The sequence below is a fragment of the Citrobacter sedlakii genome (genome assembly GCF_018128425.1).
In the GTDB taxonomy this organism is placed as follows: domain Bacteria; phylum Pseudomonadota; class Gammaproteobacteria; order Enterobacterales; family Enterobacteriaceae; genus Citrobacter_A; species Citrobacter_A sedlakii.
The window spans coordinates 77,599-95,140 of the sequence record NZ_CP071070.1 but is presented as its reverse complement, the minus strand read 5'-3'; the positions used below and the strand labels follow the sequence as shown (position 1 = coordinate 95,140).

Annotated in this window: 10 protein-coding genes and 1 tRNA gene; 7 read left to right on the top strand and 4 right to left on the bottom strand. The window is 53.6% G+C overall.

Translation table 11 applies throughout. The features are described from left to right. Positions 1-2 precede the first annotated feature (2 nt). From spoT to recG, 3 genes are read left to right on the top strand one after another with little or no spacing between them, the layout of a single operon-like run. Entirely contained in the window at positions 3-2,120 is a 2,118-nt protein-coding gene (gene spoT, locus JY391_RS00465; RefSeq protein ID WP_042287072.1) for a bifunctional GTP diphosphokinase/guanosine-3',5'-bis pyrophosphate 3'-pyrophosphohydrolase, read from the top strand. A 4-nt stretch (positions 2,121-2,124) separates the two neighbouring features. Next, on the top strand, positions 2,125-2,814 hold the full coding sequence (gene trmH / locus JY391_RS00460) for a tRNA (guanosine(18)-2'-O)-methyltransferase TrmH (protein WP_042287075.1): 690 nt from the start codon (positions 2,125-2,127) through the stop codon (positions 2,812-2,814). Positions 2,815-2,819: 5 nt separating this feature from the next. Next, positions 2,820-4,901 (top strand): ATP-dependent DNA helicase RecG, encoded by a 2,082-nt coding sequence (gene recG / locus JY391_RS00455; protein ID WP_211935068.1) that lies wholly within the window; start codon positions 2,820-2,822, stop codon positions 4,899-4,901. Between the two features lie 40 nt (positions 4,902-4,941). Here the strand turns inward: recG and gltS are convergent, their stop codons facing one another. Next, positions 4,942-6,147 carry a sodium/glutamate symporter gene (gene gltS, locus JY391_RS00450; RefSeq protein WP_042287081.1) on the bottom strand — a complete coding sequence of 402 codons (1,206 nt, stop codon included), beginning with the start codon at positions 6,145-6,147 and terminating at the stop codon, positions 4,942-4,944. Between the two features lie 220 nt (positions 6,148-6,367). On the opposite strand from gltS, the gene xanP reads away from it, so the two are divergent. Continuing rightward, positions 6,368-7,759, top strand: coding sequence for a xanthine/proton symporter XanP (xanP, locus tag JY391_RS00445; protein WP_199957426.1), 1,392 nt, complete (start codon positions 6,368-6,370; stop codon positions 7,757-7,759). A gap of 120 nt (positions 7,760-7,879) precedes the next feature. After that, positions 7,880-9,568: an AsmA family protein gene (locus tag JY391_RS00440; protein ID WP_211935067.1), complete on the top strand. Its 1,689-nt coding sequence runs from the start codon at positions 7,880-7,882 to the stop codon at positions 9,566-9,568. A 48-nt stretch (positions 9,569-9,616) separates the two neighbouring features. Here the strand turns inward: JY391_RS00440 and yicI are convergent, their stop codons facing one another. Further along, positions 9,617-11,935: an alpha-xylosidase gene (gene yicI / locus JY391_RS00435; RefSeq protein ID WP_211935066.1), complete on the bottom strand. Its 2,319-nt coding sequence runs from the start codon at positions 11,933-11,935 to the stop codon at positions 9,617-9,619. Between the two features lie 2 nt (positions 11,936-11,937). Then, entirely contained in the window at positions 11,938-13,329 is a 1,392-nt protein-coding gene (locus JY391_RS00430) for a glycoside-pentoside-hexuronide family transporter (RefSeq protein ID WP_211935065.1), read from the bottom strand. Between the two features lie 278 nt (positions 13,330-13,607). Here JY391_RS00430 and JY391_RS00425 point away from each other — a divergent pair. Together JY391_RS00425 and JY391_RS00420 are read left to right on the top strand one after the other, a co-directional pair. Continuing rightward, positions 13,608-13,702 (top strand) — tRNA-Sec (locus JY391_RS00425). 162 nt (positions 13,703-13,864) lie between these two features. After that, positions 13,865-15,049: a tyrosine-type recombinase/integrase gene (locus JY391_RS00420; protein WP_096080152.1), complete on the top strand. Its 1,185-nt coding sequence runs from the start codon at positions 13,865-13,867 to the stop codon at positions 15,047-15,049. A gap of 100 nt (positions 15,050-15,149) precedes the next feature. On the opposite strand, the gene JY391_RS00415 is transcribed toward JY391_RS00420, so the two are convergent. Further along, positions 15,150-17,540, bottom strand: a complete 2,391-nt coding sequence (locus tag JY391_RS00415) for a S8 family peptidase (protein WP_149463741.1) — start codon at positions 17,538-17,540, stop codon at positions 15,150-15,152. Between the last annotated feature and the right edge of the window lie 2 nt (positions 17,541-17,542).

Here is a 17,542-nt window from a genome sequence, read left to right as displayed (position 1 = left end):
CCTTGTATCTGTTTGAAAGCCTGAATCAGCTGATTCAAACCTACCTGCCTGAAGACCAAATCAAACGTCTTCGGCAGGCGTATCTCGTTGCACGTGACGCTCACGAGGGCCAGACACGTTCAAGCGGTGAACCTTACATCACGCACCCTGTTGCCGTAGCCTGCATTCTGGCCGAGATGAAGCTCGACTATGAAACGCTGATGGCCGCGCTGTTGCATGACGTGATTGAAGATACCCCCGCCACCTACCAGGACATGGAGCAGCTATTTGGTAAAAGCGTTGCTGAACTGGTCGAAGGGGTATCGAAGCTTGATAAGCTTAAGTTCCGCGACAAGAAAGAGGCGCAGGCCGAAAACTTTCGCAAGATGATTATGGCGATGGTGCAGGATATCCGCGTCATTCTCATCAAACTTGCTGACCGTACCCATAACATGCGCACACTGGGTTCTTTGCGCCCGGATAAACGTCGCCGCATCGCCCGCGAAACGCTTGAAATTTACAGCCCGCTGGCACACCGTTTAGGTATCCATCACATTAAAACCGAGCTGGAAGAGCTGGGTTTTGAGGCGCTGTATCCCAACCGCTATCGGGTAATTAAAGAAGTCGTCAAAGCCGCTCGCGGCAACCGTAAAGAGATGATCCAGAAAATCCTCTCTGAAATTGAAGGACGGCTACAGGAAGCAGGGATTCCCTGTCGCGTCAGTGGACGCGAGAAGCATCTCTATTCCATCTACTGCAAAATGGTGCTTAAAGAGCAGCGTTTTCATTCGATCATGGACATTTACGCCTTCCGCGTCATCGTTCATGACGCGGACACTTGCTACCGCGTGCTCGGCCAGATGCACAGCCTTTACAAGCCGCGTCCTGGCCGCGTGAAGGACTATATCGCCATTCCGAAAGCGAACGGCTACCAGTCGCTGCATACCTCAATGATCGGCCCACACGGCGTTCCTGTTGAGGTGCAAATCCGCACTGAAGATATGGATCAGATGGCGGAGATGGGGGTTGCGGCGCACTGGGCTTATAAAGAGCATGGCGAGACCAGCACCACCGCGCAAATCCGCGCTCAGCGCTGGATGCAGAGTCTGCTTGAGCTACAGCAAAGCGCAGGCAGCTCCTTTGAGTTTATTGAAAGCGTTAAATCCGATCTTTTCCCGGATGAGATTTACGTTTTCACCCCGGAAGGCCGCATTGTCGAACTGCCAGCCGGCGCCACCCCGGTCGACTTCGCTTACGCCGTGCACACCGACATCGGTCACGCCTGCGTGGGCGCTCGCGTCGACAGACAGCCTTACCCGCTGTCACAGCCGCTTACCAGCGGTCAGACGGTGGAGATCATTACCGCGCCGGGCGCTCGTCCCAATGCCGCGTGGCTTAACTTCGTTGTCAGTTCAAAAGCCCGCGCCAAGATTCGTCAACTGCTGAAAAACCTTAAACGTGACGATTCCGTTAGCCTCGGGCGCCGCCTGCTCAACCATGCCCTGGGCGGTAGCCGTAAACTGGCTGAAATTCCGCAGGAGAATATCCAGCGCGAGCTTGAACGTATGAAACTGGCCACGCTTGACGACCTGCTGGCGGAAATCGGCCTCGGTAACGCCATGAGCGTGGTGGTGGCGAAAAACCTGCAGCAGGGTGAGGCGTCTACCACGACGGCGCAGCCTGCCGCAACGGGCCACGGACATCTGCCGATCAAAGGCGCAGACGGCGTACTGATTACCTTCGCCAAATGCTGCCGTCCGATCCCAGGCGACCCGATCATCGCCCACGTCAGCCCCGGTAAAGGCCTGGTGATTCACCACGAGTCCTGCCGTAACATCCGCGGCTACCAGAAAGAGCCAGAGAAGTTTATGGCCGTTGAGTGGGACAAAGAGACGGCGCAGGAATTTATCACCGAGATCAAAGTGGATATGTTTAACCATCAGGGCGCGCTGGCTAACCTGACGGCGGCAATCAACACCACGACCTCCAATATTCAAAGCCTGAATACAGAAGAAAAAGATGGTCGCGTCTACAGCGCCTTTATTCGTCTTACCGCGCGCGATCGCGTACATCTGGCGAATATCATGCGCAAAATCCGCGTCATGCCGGACGTGATTAAAGTCACCCGTAACCGAAACTAGTTTTATGAATGAACAACGTTATGCGCGTATCCGTGAAATGCTCGCCAGGCGGCAGCCTGATCTGACCGTCTGCATGGAGCAGGTTCATAAACCTCATAACGTTTCTGCGATCATTCGTACCGCAGACGCTGTTGGCGTCCATGAAGTCCACGCCGTCTGGCCGGGCAGCCGCATGCGCACCATGGCCTCCGCGGCAGCGGGTAGCAACAGTTGGGTGCAGGTAAAAACGCACCGCACCATTGGCGAGGCGGTCAACCATCTGAAAGGTCAGGGCATGCAGGTTCTGGCGACCCATCTGTCTGACAAAGCGGTCGATTTTCGCGACATTGATTATACCCGTCCCACCTGCATCCTGATGGGGCAGGAAAAAACCGGTATTACCCAGGAAGCATTAGACCTTGCGGATCAGGATATTATTATTCCGATGATCGGCATGGTGCAATCACTGAACGTCTCCGTCGCTTCCGCGCTGATTCTTTACGAAGCCCAGCGTCAACGACAGAACGCGGGTATGTACCTGCGCGAAAACAGTATGCTGCCTGAGGACGAACAGCAGCGCCTGCTGTTTGAGGGCGGCTATCCGGTGCTGGCGAAAGTCGCCAGGCGTAAAGGCTTGCCCTACCCGCGGGTGAACCAGCAGGGTGAGATCGAGGCGGATGCCTCCTGGTGGTCCACCATGCAGGCCGCAGGGTAATTCCCGTGTCGGGCCGCTTGTTAGACGCTGTCCCGCTCAGTTCCTTAACGGGCGTTGGCGCGGCGCAAAGCAGCAAACTGGCAAAAATCGGCCTGCACACCGTGCAGGATCTTCTTTTGCATCTCCCTCTACGCTATGAAGATCGCACCCATCTTTATCCCATCGGCGAACTGTTGCCGGGCATTTATGCCACGGTCGAAGGCGAAGTGCTGAACTGCAACATCACTTTTGGCGGTCGCCGGATGATGACATGCCAGATAAGCGACGGCTCCGGCATTCTCACCCTGCGCTTTTTCAACTTCAGCGCAGCAATGAAAAACAGCCTTGCCAGCGGACGTCGGGTGCTGGCTTATGGCGAAGCGAAGCGCGGGAAATACGGTGCCGAGATGATTCATCCGGAATACCGTATCCAGGGCGATCTCAGCACCCCTGAGTTACAGGAAACCCTGACCCCTGTCTATCCGACCACTGAAGGCGTCAAGCAGGCGACGCTGCGCAAGCTGACCGACCAGGCGTTAGACCTGCTGGATACCTGCGCCATTGCCGAACTGCTGCCGCCGGAACTCGCGCAGGGCATGATGAGCCTGCCGGAAGCATTGCGTACCCTCCACCGTCCGCCGCCGACGCTACTACTGAGCGATCTGGAAACCGGTCAGCATCCGGCGCAGCGACGACTGATCCTTGAAGAATTACTGGCGCATAATCTGAGTATGCTGGCGCTTCGCGCCGGAGCGCAGCGTTTCCATGCGCAACCGCTGAGCGCCAACGACACGCTCAAAAACCAACTTTTAGCGTCGCTGCCGTTTAAACCCACGGGCGCACAGGCGCGTGTTGTCGCGGAAATCGAACGAGATATGGCGCTGGACGTTCCGATGATGCGTCTGGTGCAGGGCGATGTTGGCTCCGGTAAAACGCTGGTAGCGGCGCTTGCCGCACTGCGGGCGATTGCGCACGGCAAGCAGGTCGCGCTGATGGCGCCCACCGAACTGCTGGCAGAACAACATGCCAATAACTTCCGTAACTGGTTTGCGCCGCTTGGCGTGGAAGTGGGCTGGCTGGCCGGCAAGCAGAAAGGAAAGGCGCGTCTGGCCCAGCAGGAGGCGATCGCCAGCGGACAGGTGCAAATGGTGGTGGGAACACACGCTATTTTCCAGGAGCAGGTGCAGTTTAACGGTCTTGCCCTGGTGATTATCGACGAACAGCACCGTTTTGGCGTGCATCAGCGTCTGGCGCTGTGGGAAAAAGGCGAGCAGCAGGGTTTCCATCCACACCAGCTAATCATGACCGCCACGCCGATCCCACGCACCCTCGCGATGACCGCTTATGCGGATCTCGACACGTCCGTTATCGATGAACTGCCGCCGGGACGTACGCCCGTCACCACCGTCGCCATTCCGGACACCCGGCGCAGTGACATTATTGACCGGGTGCGCAACGCCTGTACCCAGGAAGGGCGTCAGGCTTACTGGGTGTGCACGCTGATTGAAGAGTCGGACCTGCTGGAAGCGCAGGCCGCAGAAGCGACGTGGGCAGAGCTGAAGCTGGCCCTACCGGAGCTGAACGTCGGCCTGGTGCATGGCCGGATGAAACCAGCGGAGAAGCAGGCTGTGATGGCGGCGTTTAAGCAAGGTGAACTGCATCTGCTGGTTGCGACGACAGTCATTGAAGTGGGTGTGGATGTCCCTAATGCCAGCCTGATGATCATCGAAAACCCGGAGCGTCTGGGGCTGGCGCAGTTGCATCAGCTCCGTGGGCGCGTTGGTCGCGGCGCGGTTGCTTCTCACTGCGTACTGCTTTACAAGTCTCCTCTATCGAAGACGGCTCAGAAACGACTGCAGGTGCTGCGCGACAGTAACGATGGCTTCGTGATTGCGCAAAAAGACTTAGAAATTCGCGGTCCCGGCGAACTGCTCGGCACACGCCAGACGGGCAATGCCGAGTTTAAAGTAGCGGATTTACTGCGCGATCAGGCCATTATTCCCGAAGTTCAACGCATTGCGCGTCATATTCATGAAAGGTATCCGCAGCAGGCAAAAGCGCTTATCGAACGCTGGATGCCGGAAACGGAGCGCTATTCCAACGCCTGACCGTTCCCGATGTCGTGGCTGCGTTACGCCGCCCCCAGGTTTACTGTGCGAAAATCGGCAACAGCAGATACAGTTTGATCACCAGCGCGTTGACGATATCAATGAAGAACGCGCCAACCATTGGAACCACCAGAAATGCCATATGCGACGGACCAAACCGGTCGGTAATTGCCTGCATATTGGCAATTGCCGTCGGCGTGGCGCCCAGGCCAAATCCACAGTGTCCTGCCGCCAGCACCGCCGCGTCGTAGTTTTTACCCATCATGCGCCAGGTCACGAACACAGCGTACAGCGCCATGGCGATCGTTTGCACCACCAGAATAGCCAGCATCGGCAGCGCCAGCGAAGCCAGCTCCCACAACTTCAGACTCATCAGCGCCATCGCCAGGAAAAGCGACAGACTGACGTTGCCCATAACGGACACGGCACGTTCAAAGACGCGGTAAAAGCCCAGCAGCGCCAGACCATTGCTGACGATCACGCCGACAAACAGTACGCAGACAAAGGTAGGCAGTTCAAACACCGTACCCACCAGCAGCTGGGCAACAATTTTCCCCACGGTCAGACAGATGGCGATGAGGGCGATGGTTTCGATCAGCACCAGCGAGGTGATCATGCGTCCAACGTCCGGTTTCTCAAACGCTGTCGGCACTTCCTGATCGTCAGGGATACCATCCGGCGTGGTGGAATGCTTCACCAGATAACGGGCAACCGGCCCCCCGATCAGCCCGCCAAGCACCAGACCAAAGGTCGCGCAGGCCATTGCCACTTCCGTGGCGTTCGCAAAACCGTAGCGCTCAATAAACAATTTACTCCACGCCGCGCCGGTGCCGTGACCGCCGGACAGCGTAATTGACCCGGCAATCAGCCCCATTAACGGGTCCAGTCCCAGCAGGCTTGCCATTCCGATGCCGATAGCGTTTTGCATCAGCAGCAGACCAACCACCACGATCAAAAAGATACCAACGACGCGGCCCCCTTTTCGCAGGCTGGCGATGTTCGCGTTTAGACCAATGGTGGCAAAAAAGGCCAGCATTAACGGGTCACGCAAGGTCATGTCAAAGTCAACTTCCCAGCCCATGCTCTTTTTCAGCACCAGCAAAGCCAGCGCGACCAGTAAGCCACCGGCAACGGGTTCCGGAATGGTGTATTTCTTCAGAAAGGAGACTGACTGGACCAGCTTACGCCCCAGTAGAAGCGTTAGCGTTGCGGCAACAAGTGTCGATAACGTATCGAGATGAAACATAGACTAGCTCCTGTTGTGTGCATGGTTCGTACATGCACGGTTTCCTGAAATTTCTGCTCTTCATGAGTAATCGGCATGGATTTTAAGCAGAAAAGCAGTAAAAGTTATATAAAAAGGTGAGGTTAGTTGTTTTAAATATTAGGATTAGCGAGTGGCAATCGTTTGCTTTTACCTTCTGGTCAGCTAAAATGCCCGCTTTTCCACCACGGGATTGCCTCTGATGTCTGTTAACACCCTTGAATCAGAAAGTGCGCAACCGGTTGCGCATAATCAAAACAGTGAACTGATTTATCGTCTGGAAGATCGCCCGCCGCTACCGCAAACCCTTTTCGCCGCCTGCCAGCACCTGTTGGCGATGTTTGTTGCGGTCATTACCCCGGCGCTGCTTATCTGTCAGGCGCTCGGGTTACCGGCACAGGATACGCAACACATCATCAGCATGTCGCTGTTCGCCTCCGGCGTGGCCTCGATTATTCAGATTAAAGCGTGGGGGCCGGTCGGTTCGGGATTGTTATCGATTCAGGGAACCAGTTTTAACTTCGTGGCACCGCTGATCATGGGCGGCACCGCGCTGAAGACCGGCGGCGCAGATGTCCCAACCATGATGGCCGCGCTGTTTGGTACGCTAATGCTGGCAAGCTGCACCGAAATGGTAATTTCCCGTGTGTTGCACCTCGCGCGCCGCATCATTACACCGCTGGTTTCAGGCGTCGTGGTGATGATTATCGGCCTGTCGCTGATTCAGGTCGGTCTGACGTCGATTGGCGGTGGTTATGCCGCCATGAGCGACAATACGTTCGGCGCGCCGAAAAACCTGCTGCTGGCAGGCGTGGTGCTGCTGCTGATTATTCTGCTTAACCGTCAACGCAACCCGTACCTGCGCGTCGCCTCACTGGTTATCGCGATGGCGGCGGGTTACGCGCTGGCGTGGTTTATGGGGATGCTGCCGGAAAACACCGCGCCAGCCTCCCAGGAACTGATCATGGTGCCAACGCCGCTGTACTATGGCCTGGGTATCGACTGGAGCCTGCTGCTGCCGCTGATGCTGGTCTTTATGATCACGTCACTGGAAACTATTGGCGACATCACCGCCACATCCGACGTTTCTGAACAACCGGTCTCTGGCCCGCTGTATATGAAGCGTCTGAAGGGCGGCGTACTGGCAAACGGCCTGAACTCCTTCGTCTCTGCCGTCTTTAACACGTTCCCGAATTCCTGCTTCGGCCAGAATAACGGCGTGATTCAACTGACCGGCGTGGCCAGCCGCTACGTTGGTTTCGTAGTGGCGCTGATGCTGATCCTGCTCGGTCTGTTTCCGGCGGTAAGCGGTTTTGTACAGCATATTCCGGAGCCGGTGCTGGGTGGCGCAACGCTGGTGATGTTCGGCACCATCGCCGCTTCTGGCGTGCGCATTGTGTCCCGCGAGCCGCTGAACCGCCGCGCTATCCTGATCATCGCACTCTCACTGGCGGTCGGTCTTGGCGTGTCTCAGCAGCCGCTGATCCTGCAATTTGCGCCAGACTGGGTGAAAAACCTGCTCTCTTCCGGTATCGCCGCCGGAGGGATTACCGCTATCGTTCTGAATCTGATTTTCCCGCCTGAAAAGCAGTAAGCTTTATGCGACGGTGAGTTCAATTCACCGTCGCTATAATACTCTTTCACGATTCCTGCCTTGAGGATCGCGCGTAAATCGTGCATAACTCAGCTATGTGTATTCGCGGGATGGAAGACCATGAAATTTATTGGAAAGCTGATTCTCTATCTGCTCATCGCCCTTCTGGTGGTGATTCTCGGCCTCTATTTTCTGCTGCAAACCCGCTGGGGAGCAGAGCACGTCAGCGCCTGGGTATCAGAGAACAGTCAGTATCGTCTGGCCTTTGATGCGATGGATCATCGCTTTTCCTCGCCTACGCATGTTCTGCTGGAAAACGTTACTTTTGGTCGCGACGGTCAACCGGCCACGCTGGTGGCGAAAGCTGTCGATATTGGCCTGAGCAGCCGCCAGCTCACCGATCCCTTTCATGTCGACACCATCTTGCTAAAAGACGGCACGCTGAACATTTCGCTCCAGACGGCGCCCTTCCCCTTCCAGGCCGATCGCCTGCAGTTACAGGGGATGGCGTTTAACAGCCCGGGCAGCGAATGGGATCTGAGCGCCCAGCGGGTAAATGGCGGCGTGATCCCGTGGTTGCCGGAAGCCGGTCACGTCCTTGGCAAAAAAGCGCAAATTCAACTGAGCGCGGGTTCACTGACCCTGAACGACGTTCCTGCCACCAACGTCCTGATTGAAGGCAGCATCGATAACGAGCAGGTGAACTTAAGCAACATTGGCGCAGACGTGGCCCGCGGCGCATTAACCGGAGTGGCGAGGCGCAATGCCGACGGCAGTTGGATGGTGGAAAATCTGCGCCTGAACGATATCCGGCTACAAAGCGATAAGTCGCTCAGCGACTTTTTTGCCCCGCTGACAACCGTTCCTTCCTTGCAGATTGGCCGTCTCGAAGTGACCGACGCCCGCCTGCAAGGACCGGACTGGGCGGTAACCGACCTTGATCTCAGTCTGCGCAATCTGACCTTCAGCAAGGACGACTGGCAAAGTCAGGAAGGTAAGCTGTCGATGAACGCCAGCGAATTCATCTTCGGTTCGCTACACCTGTTTGATCCTATCCTGAACGCGGAGTTTTCACCGCAGGGCATTGCGCTGCGCCAGTTCACCTCCCGCTGGGAAGGTGGGATGATCAGAACGTCGGGCAACTGGCTGCGCGACGGCAAAGCGCTGGTGCTGGATGACGCCGCGCTGGCTGGGGTGGAGTACACCCTGCCGGAAAACTGGAAAAAGCAGTGGATGAAACCGCTACCCGCCTGGCTGAACAGCCTGACGCTGAAAAAATTGAGCGCCAGCCGCAATTTGCTGATCGATATCGACCCGGCCTTTCCCTGGCAGTTGACCGCGCTGGATGGCTACGGCGCGAACCTCGGTCTGGTACAGGATCGCAAATGGGGTGTCTGGAGCGGAAACGCAACGCTGAATGCGGCGGCCGCAACCTTCAACCGGCTAGACGTGCGCCGACCGTCACTGTCGCTGACAGCCAACGCCAGTACGGTGAATATCAGCGAACTGAGCGCATTCACAGAAAAAGGGCTGCTGGAGGCAACTGCCAGCGTATCGCAGCTTCCGCAGCGCCAGACACAAATCAGCCTGACCGGACGCGGCGTACCGGTTAACGTGCTGCAGCAGTGGGGGTGGCCTGCACTGCCCCTCGCTGGCGATGGAAATATTCAGCTAACCGCCAGCGGCAGCATACAGGCGGACGTGCCGCTGAAACCCACGGTCAACGGACAGTTGCATGCGGTAAACGCCGAGCAACAACAGGTGACGCAGACCATGACTGGCGGAGTCGTGTCGACGACTGCCCAGTAAACAAGCCCGATGGCGGCGTTGGCGCCATCGGGTTCTTTCTCTTACGGCTCAAAGGTAGATGACAATCTCATCCCCTTCTGCTTTCACCACTACGCCCCACTCGCCACCCTCATGTGAGCCGCCCTTCACGCCGCTCAGCGTCTGCACGTTGCGCAAGCAGACGGACCAGTTCCGCGCTTTGCCTGTGCCCGTCATGGTCAGAACATTGCCCTGACGTAACGCCTTAAGCGTAAACATCACAGCACCGTCCGCCGCAGGCACTTCGCAAGCCGCTTCACGCCCATCCTCAAGGTGGAATAACTGGAACGCAGTGCCCTCATGCCATGGGTAGTCCGGCTTCTGACTGTTGTTGCCCAGCGCTAACAGTGTGTTGTCGCGCACATAAACCGGCAGGCTGAGAAAATCGTGCTGCTGTTTATGCCAGCGGTTCCCCTGAATTTCGTCGTTACGCCACAGATGCGTCCAGCGTCCTTCCGGCAGATAAAACTGAACATCCCCCGCCTCGCTGAACACGGGCGCCACCAGCACCGAATCGCCGAGCATGTACTGGCGATCGAGATAATCACAGGCCGGATCGTCCGGGAATTCCAGCATCATTGCGCGCATCATCGGCGTCCCGCGTTCGTTCGCCCGCGCTGCCTCACGATACAGATACGGCATCAGGCGGCATTTCTGTTCGGTAAAGAAACGGACTACATCGCAGGACTCATCGTCATAGGCCCACGGCACCCGGTAAGATTTACTGCCATGCAGGCGACTGTGGCTCGAAAGCAGCCCGAACGCGCACCAGCGTTTGTAAACGTGCGCCGGGGCGGTGTTTTCGAAGCCGCCAATGTCGTGGCTCCAGAAACCAAAGCCGGACAGGCCGATGGACAAGCCGCCACGCAGGCTCTCCGCCATCGATTCGTAGTTGGCGTAGCAGTCTCCGCCCCAGTGCACCGGAAACTGTTGCGCACCGACGGAGGCTGAACGGGCAAACAGCACCGCCTCTTCTTCGCCCACGGTCTCTTTCAGCACGTTCCACACCAGTTTGTTGTAGAGATAGGCGTAATGGTTGTGCATTTTCTGCGGATCGGCGCCGTCAAACCACTGAACATCCGTCGGAATGCGCTCGCCGAAGTCAGTTTTGAAACAATCAACGCCGATATCCACCAGCCCCTTCAATTTGTCGGCATACCACCGGCATGTTTCCGGGTTGGTGAAGTCATAAATCGCCAGCCCGGGCTGCCATTTATCCCACTGCCACAAGGAACCATCCGGGCGCTTCAACAAATAGCCTTTCTCTTTCAACTCGTTAAAGATTGGCGATTTTTGCCCGATGTACGGGTTGATCCAGACGCAGACTTTTAGCCCTTTCTCTTTCAGGCGACGAATCATTCCTTCCGGGTCCGGGAACGTTACCGGATCCCATTCGAAATCGCACCACTGAAAGGCTTTCATCCAGAAACAGTCAAAATGGAAGACGTGCAGCGGCAGGTTGCGCGCCGCCATGCCGTCAATAAAGCTGTTTACCGTGGCTTCATCGTAGTTGGTGGTGAACGAGGTGGTCAGCCACAGCCCGAAGGACCACGCTGGCGGCAGCGCCGGACGCCCGGTAAAGCGGGTATAGCGGTCCAGCACCGCTTTCGGGGTCGGCCCGTCGATGACGAAGTATTCCAGATACTCGCTTTCCACGCTGAACTGCACTTTCGACACTTTCTCTGAGCCGATTTCAAACGACACGTTCTGCGGATGGTTTACCAGCACGCCATAACCGCGATTCGTCAGGTAAAAAGGAATGTTTTTATAGGACTGCTCGGTACTGGTGCCGCCGTCACGGTTCCAGGTATCAACCGTCTGGCCGTTGCGCACCAACGCAGTAAAGCGCTCACCCAGCCCGTATACCGTCTCGCCCACGCCGAGATCGAGACGCTCGAACATGTAGTTACGCTGGGTATGGGTATCCTGCACGTAGCCGTTATTTTTCAGTTGGCTGCCCGTAATGCGCACGCCGTTGCGCAAGAAATCCAGCGACCAGAATTCGCCTTTGGTTACGCGAACGCTCAGATCGCCGCTTTTCAGCTCGGCGTATTCATCGTTATTTTCAATCTCAACCTTCACGTCATCCAGCACGTTCAGGGGGTAATGTGGGCCATTATCCAGCGCGCCCTGAAAATGCACCATGCGCACCCCCACAATGCCTTGCTGCGGCGAGAAAAAGCGCAGGGTAAACAGGGGGGTATCCAGTTGCCATGTACGTTCGCGAACGTCACGCGGCGCGACATAGACCACCAGTTCATTGCCATGCTGTTCGACGTCAAAGACCTGGATGGGATGAATCAGGTTAAGACCAGGCTGGATCAGCCAGTTACCGTCGCTAATTTTCATGCTCAGTTCCTTAAGTTCTGAAATTCTTTATGCGTAAATTCGTGCTGATTGCGGCGCGCGCCCTGTGCCAACTGGTCGAGGATTGTTCTCAGATACGGCGTTTTCAGGGTGTAATAGCGTTTGGCAATCACGGCGCTCAGCAGGTAGCAGATAGCCGGGACGAGAGTGAACAGGGCAATGATGATGCTGATTGTCGCGCCGTTTTGGGCTTTCGCTGCGGCATCGTAGCCCCCGCCCGCCAGCATCCAGCCAATGAGTGCTCCACCCAGTGCGAGGCCGAGTTTCAGCACGAACAGCGTGCCCGCGAAGCTAATACCGGTAAGGCGTTTACCGTTGCACCATTCGCCATAATCGACGGTATCCGACATCATCACCCACTGGATTGGCGTCACCAGCTGGTGCAGTACGCCAATCACGAAGATAAAACCAAACATAGTGATGCTGGCGTGCATCGGCACGAAGAACATCGCCAGACTAAGCACCGCCAGCGCGGCATTGGTCCACCAGAATACGCTGACTTTGCATTTCCAGTCGGTGAGCGGTTTCGCCAGCGCAGAGCCAATGAGGTTGCCGACGCAGTAGGTGGTGAGGAAGGCGACAAACACGCCCGGCGTCCCCATAATCCAGGTGACGTAATACATCATGGCGCCACCGCGGACGCAGACGGCGAGAATGTTAAGAATGGTAAGCAGGCCGACAATCCGCCACTGGTCGTTTTGCCAGATATCGCGCAGATCCTCACGCATTGAAGTGCTGTTAGGCGGCGCTTCCACGCGCTCTTTGGTGGTGAAAAAGCAGAACGCCAGCATCAGGAACGCCACGACGGACAGCACTGCGATCCCGCCCTGAAAACCGAGCGCTTTATCGCCACCGCCGATAAAGTCCACCAGCGGCATCATTAACACGGTGGAGAGCATGCCGCCTGCCGTCGCCAACACAAAACGCCAGGATTGCAAAGAAATACGCTGCGCCGGGTCGTTAGTTATCACACCGCCCAGCGCGCAGTAGGGGATATTTACCACGGTATAAAGCAGGGTCAGCAGGGTATAAGTCACCGCGGCATAGATCATTTTGCCATTGAGGCTGAGCTCCGGCGTACTGTATGCCAGTACGCACACCAAACCAAACGGCAGCGCGCCAAACAGCACCCATGGGCGAAATTTCCCCCAGCGAGAACGCGTGCGGTCAGCTAATAGCCCCATACATGGGTCTGAAATAGCATCTAGCGCCCGCGCCAGTAAAAACATCGTACCGACGAACCCTGCGGGGATACCAAAAATATCGGTATAAAAAAACATCATGTACAACATAACGTTATCGAAAATAATATGGCTGGCGGCATCACCCATCCCATAGCCAATCTTCTCTTTAACGGACAACACAGGATTCTTCATTTTGCATCCCCTGACGCGCTGATACCGGTTACAGTTTTTGTAAACCATCCTCCTGGGGGCGGGTATTCCGATATTTTGTTATCAAATTACGATTCTTCTTTTCTGTGATCGCGGTTGCGCCAGAAGATGTGAAAAATTGTAACTAACGGAATTTAAGAGGTTTTATATGAAACCGATCATGGTAAGGCGAAAGGTAAATTAAAAAATGACGCGGGGGGATGTGGAAACCTTACGAAAGTGGCTATAATGCGCCCGCCTCCATGTAGCAATGCAGGCGCGGAAGATCGTCGTCTCCGGTGAGGCGGCTGGACTTCAAATCCAGTTGGGGCCGCCAGCGGTCCCGGGCAGGTTCGACTCCTGTGATCTTCCGCCAATTAGCCTCTACTGAACTCCACTGTCTCAAGTAAATCCCCTATAATACCCGCAATTAAAGCTGATTATGTTCTCCCGAGGTCTACTGTCTCTACCAGAATCAAGTGCATTCTGGGGGCATAATGGGGGGCATGATTTATAGCCCCATTTTGAGATGCCCCCAATGAAGCTAACAGTCAGACAAATCGACACAGCCAAGCCTAAAGAGAAGCCGTATAAGCTATCTGATGGTGGAGGCCTCTACCTTGAAGTAACTACCAACGGCTCACGTTACTGGCGTTTAAAGTATCGCTACGCAGGTAAAGAAAAGCGTCTTGCTTTCGGCGTTTATCCCGAGGTTTCTCTCGCTCAAGCACGCGAAAAGCGTGATGCTGCGAAAAAGCTGCTGTCTGCTGGAAGCGATCCCGGTGAAGTAAAGAAAGCAGAGAAAATTGCCCAAAAGCTTAACTATGAAAATACCTTCGAAGCTATTGCCCGTGAATGGCATCAGTTGAGAGCGGATCGTTGGTCATTACGCTATCGAGATGAAATTATTGATACCTTTGAAAAGGATATTTTCCCCTACATCGGTAAGCGCCCTATAGCTGAAATTAAGCCCATGGAATTGCTGGAAACCCTTCGTCGTATGGAAAAGCGTGGTGCATTAGAAAAGATGCGCAAAGTCAGACAGCGCTGCGGTGAAGTATTCCGTCATGCGATTGTGACCGGACGCGCTGAATACAATCCAGCACCCGATCTCGCCACAGCCCTCGCAACACCAAAGAAAACACATTTTCCATTCCTGACAGCCGAAGAACTCCCTCACTTTCTTAGGGATCTTGCCGGTTACACCGGTAGCGTTATTACCAAGACTGCGACTCAAATCATCATGCTTACAGGGGTACGAACTCAGGAATTACGTTTTGCCCGCTGGGAGGATATCAATTTTGAAAAGCGGCTTTGGGAGATCCCTGCTGAAGTGATGAAGATGAAACGACCACACATCGTTCCGATGTCGGGTCAGGTTGTCGAGCTCTTTGAGTCACTTAAACCTATTACCGGGCTATACCCACTGGTATTCGTCGGACGCAACGATCGAACGAAGCCGATCTCAAAGGAAAGCGTTAATCAGGTTATTGAGTTATTGGGATATAAAGGAAGGCTGACAGGACATGGTTTCCGCCACACGATGAGTACCATCCTCCATGAAGAAGGTTTTAACTCAGCGTGGATAGAAACGCAGCTAGCACATGTGGATAAGAACGCGATACGTGGGACTTACAACCATGCACAGTATTTGGAGGGGCGGAGAGAAATGATGCAGAAGTATGCAGATTATGTAGAAAGATTAGCCTCTCGAGGTGTGTGAAAATTCAGCAGTATAAAGATTCTCAACCCCTATTAGCATTCTTATAATAGAGATTGAGAATCTTTTTTTCCACCTATCTTAAAAGCTAAATACTTTATATTTAACTTACCCGAGCCCTGGAACGCTCCTGCTCACGAATTCGTGCCTCAATTTCGGCATAAAGATTAGCTTCAGCGTTTTCTCTGTCCGTTGCAGTAACAACTAATGCATAAGGTTCATGTTGGCTATTAAGTGGGGTGCCCCACTCACGATCATTTCTAGTTACAACCACAAACCACTTTTCATCTGGAGACCTTTGCTTAAAAGTCCAACTAGAGGATTGTACTGTACCATGATCACGTTGTTGTGCAGTAATAGAACGATTGCTTACCGCATCGTCATTCCTAGAATCAGTACCATCTTGTATATCATGATTAAAGTATTGCTGAACATCTTGCAACGAAGAACCTTTAACAAGCCTGTAAGATATTTGTGTTGCTGTATAATCTAATCGCGTTGTCCTGACTGCTGGTGAATACGCTAAAGTAATGTGCAGTTCTCTTACTGCTCGCTGAGTTCTTAAAAAAGATGTAGGTAATGGAAGCTCAAAGAATTGATGAGTGTCATCAGAGATTTGCTCTTCACACATCATAACAACTACTTCCTCGGACGAGCGATATAAACCATCTTCCTCAACAATTCCATATCCAACGACATCTCGAATAACACTACGATTTCGGGTTGAAGGTTCAGATTTATAATGTTCTGTAACCTCTTCTGAGAACGTATTCTCCATCTGCGGTGTCAGCGCTGCGTGATTGACAAGCATAGCTCGCAACATATTAGCAGACATATCTGGATATTCATTGAGTAAACGTGCAGCGAGGTGCGTGATATAAGGAGCAGAAAAACTAGTTCCACTTTGTTCAGAGAAAAGTGTACTTCCTTGGAATTGATGGTGGCAGCTTAGCACACCAAGTCCTCTGGCATGTTGTCGCCATTGACCTCCAGCATTACGCATAGGTGCCGCAAAGTTTCCACCGTGCGCAACTATTTCTGGTTTAAATGCACCTTTCACAGAAGGTCCATGCCGCGTGAATGGCGAAGGTTGACATTCACCTGCAGGGCTTAAATGGCTAATTTCATCAGCACGACGTTGAGCGTCAAATGTTGCATTATGCCTTGCATAGCTTCCTGCCGTTAGAGCATTGAGTGCGGGCGCTGGATCAATAATAACTGAGCTATCGTGGATTAAATAGCTGGGATACTCTGCCCGCCAACTTTCTACTGGAACATCAGGGTCAATGCTACCATTAAAATTACCTGCGGAAACTACGAAAAGAATATTGTGACGCCTCGCCAGCACATCAAGCACATAAGCAATACCTCGGATGTGCTTTCCATCGTAAGGCGCATTTGCATTGCCAAGTGATAAGTTAAAAATACGACATCCTAGACCAACGAAATATTCTACTGCTTCGGTCAAAGTTGTTTCAATCGTAGCAGTATCAAATTCCCCTTGGGCATTAAGAATTTTGCCATTATATAACCACATTGACGGTTGCCAGAAATTACTAGCATCGCAAGCCTCAACATCACCATATAGGGCAATACCTGCAACAGCAGTACCATGTCCAAAATGGTCAGATTCATCTTCATTATCCACGAAGCAGGCACTCTCAGCTATTGCACTACGCAATAATGGATGTGCGGTATTAATTCCACTATCAAGGATGCAAACTTTTACGGCATTAGGTAATGGAGATGGGATATATTCGGGGATAAAATTGATATCTTTGTTCAGTTTCTCATACGAGATTCCACTGACAGGAAGACGGTCCACCATTCGAACATCACGGTGCTCAAGCAGTTTTTCAGCTTGCTCTAAATTTACTCTTACCCGGTACATCAGCAAACTATCAAGATTAATTCTATCCAAGCGATGAATCATATTTTCACGGAGCCAGTTTTCAAATTCTCCGCAGATCCGAGCTCGAGAAGGATGTTGTGTCGTTTCTACCGGCCACAGCTCAACATCTAGACCAAAGGAATCTGAATCAGGAAACCCATACTGTTTCACTGACCAGCTTTTGCGATCCTCATTAGTCCAAACATCAACGCTATCCAATGCGGTTAAAATTTGCTGGTAGGTTATATGAGCGTGACCAAGCTGTGAAAGGTGTTCCTCAAAAAGAGCGATTCCTCGTTCATCAGCAAAGGCAATACATATTGTTTTATCTTCTTGACTGACGAACTCTATTCCATGCCTATCCATATGAGCAATATCTAACATCCCGGTATACTGTAACTTCAGCATATACCGACCATCATTATCCTTTCCTGGAATTTGTGGATTAGCTAATTGTGTAATGCTTCGTAATTGCTCAGACAAAATGCGTCCATGTAAGCGCAAGTCAGCACGCTGTGTTCTCGGAATTTTGAACTGGCGTGTGCGTCTAGGGTTCTGAAGAGATTCTTTAGCAATACTAAGATGTTGATATTGTTCCGTCATTT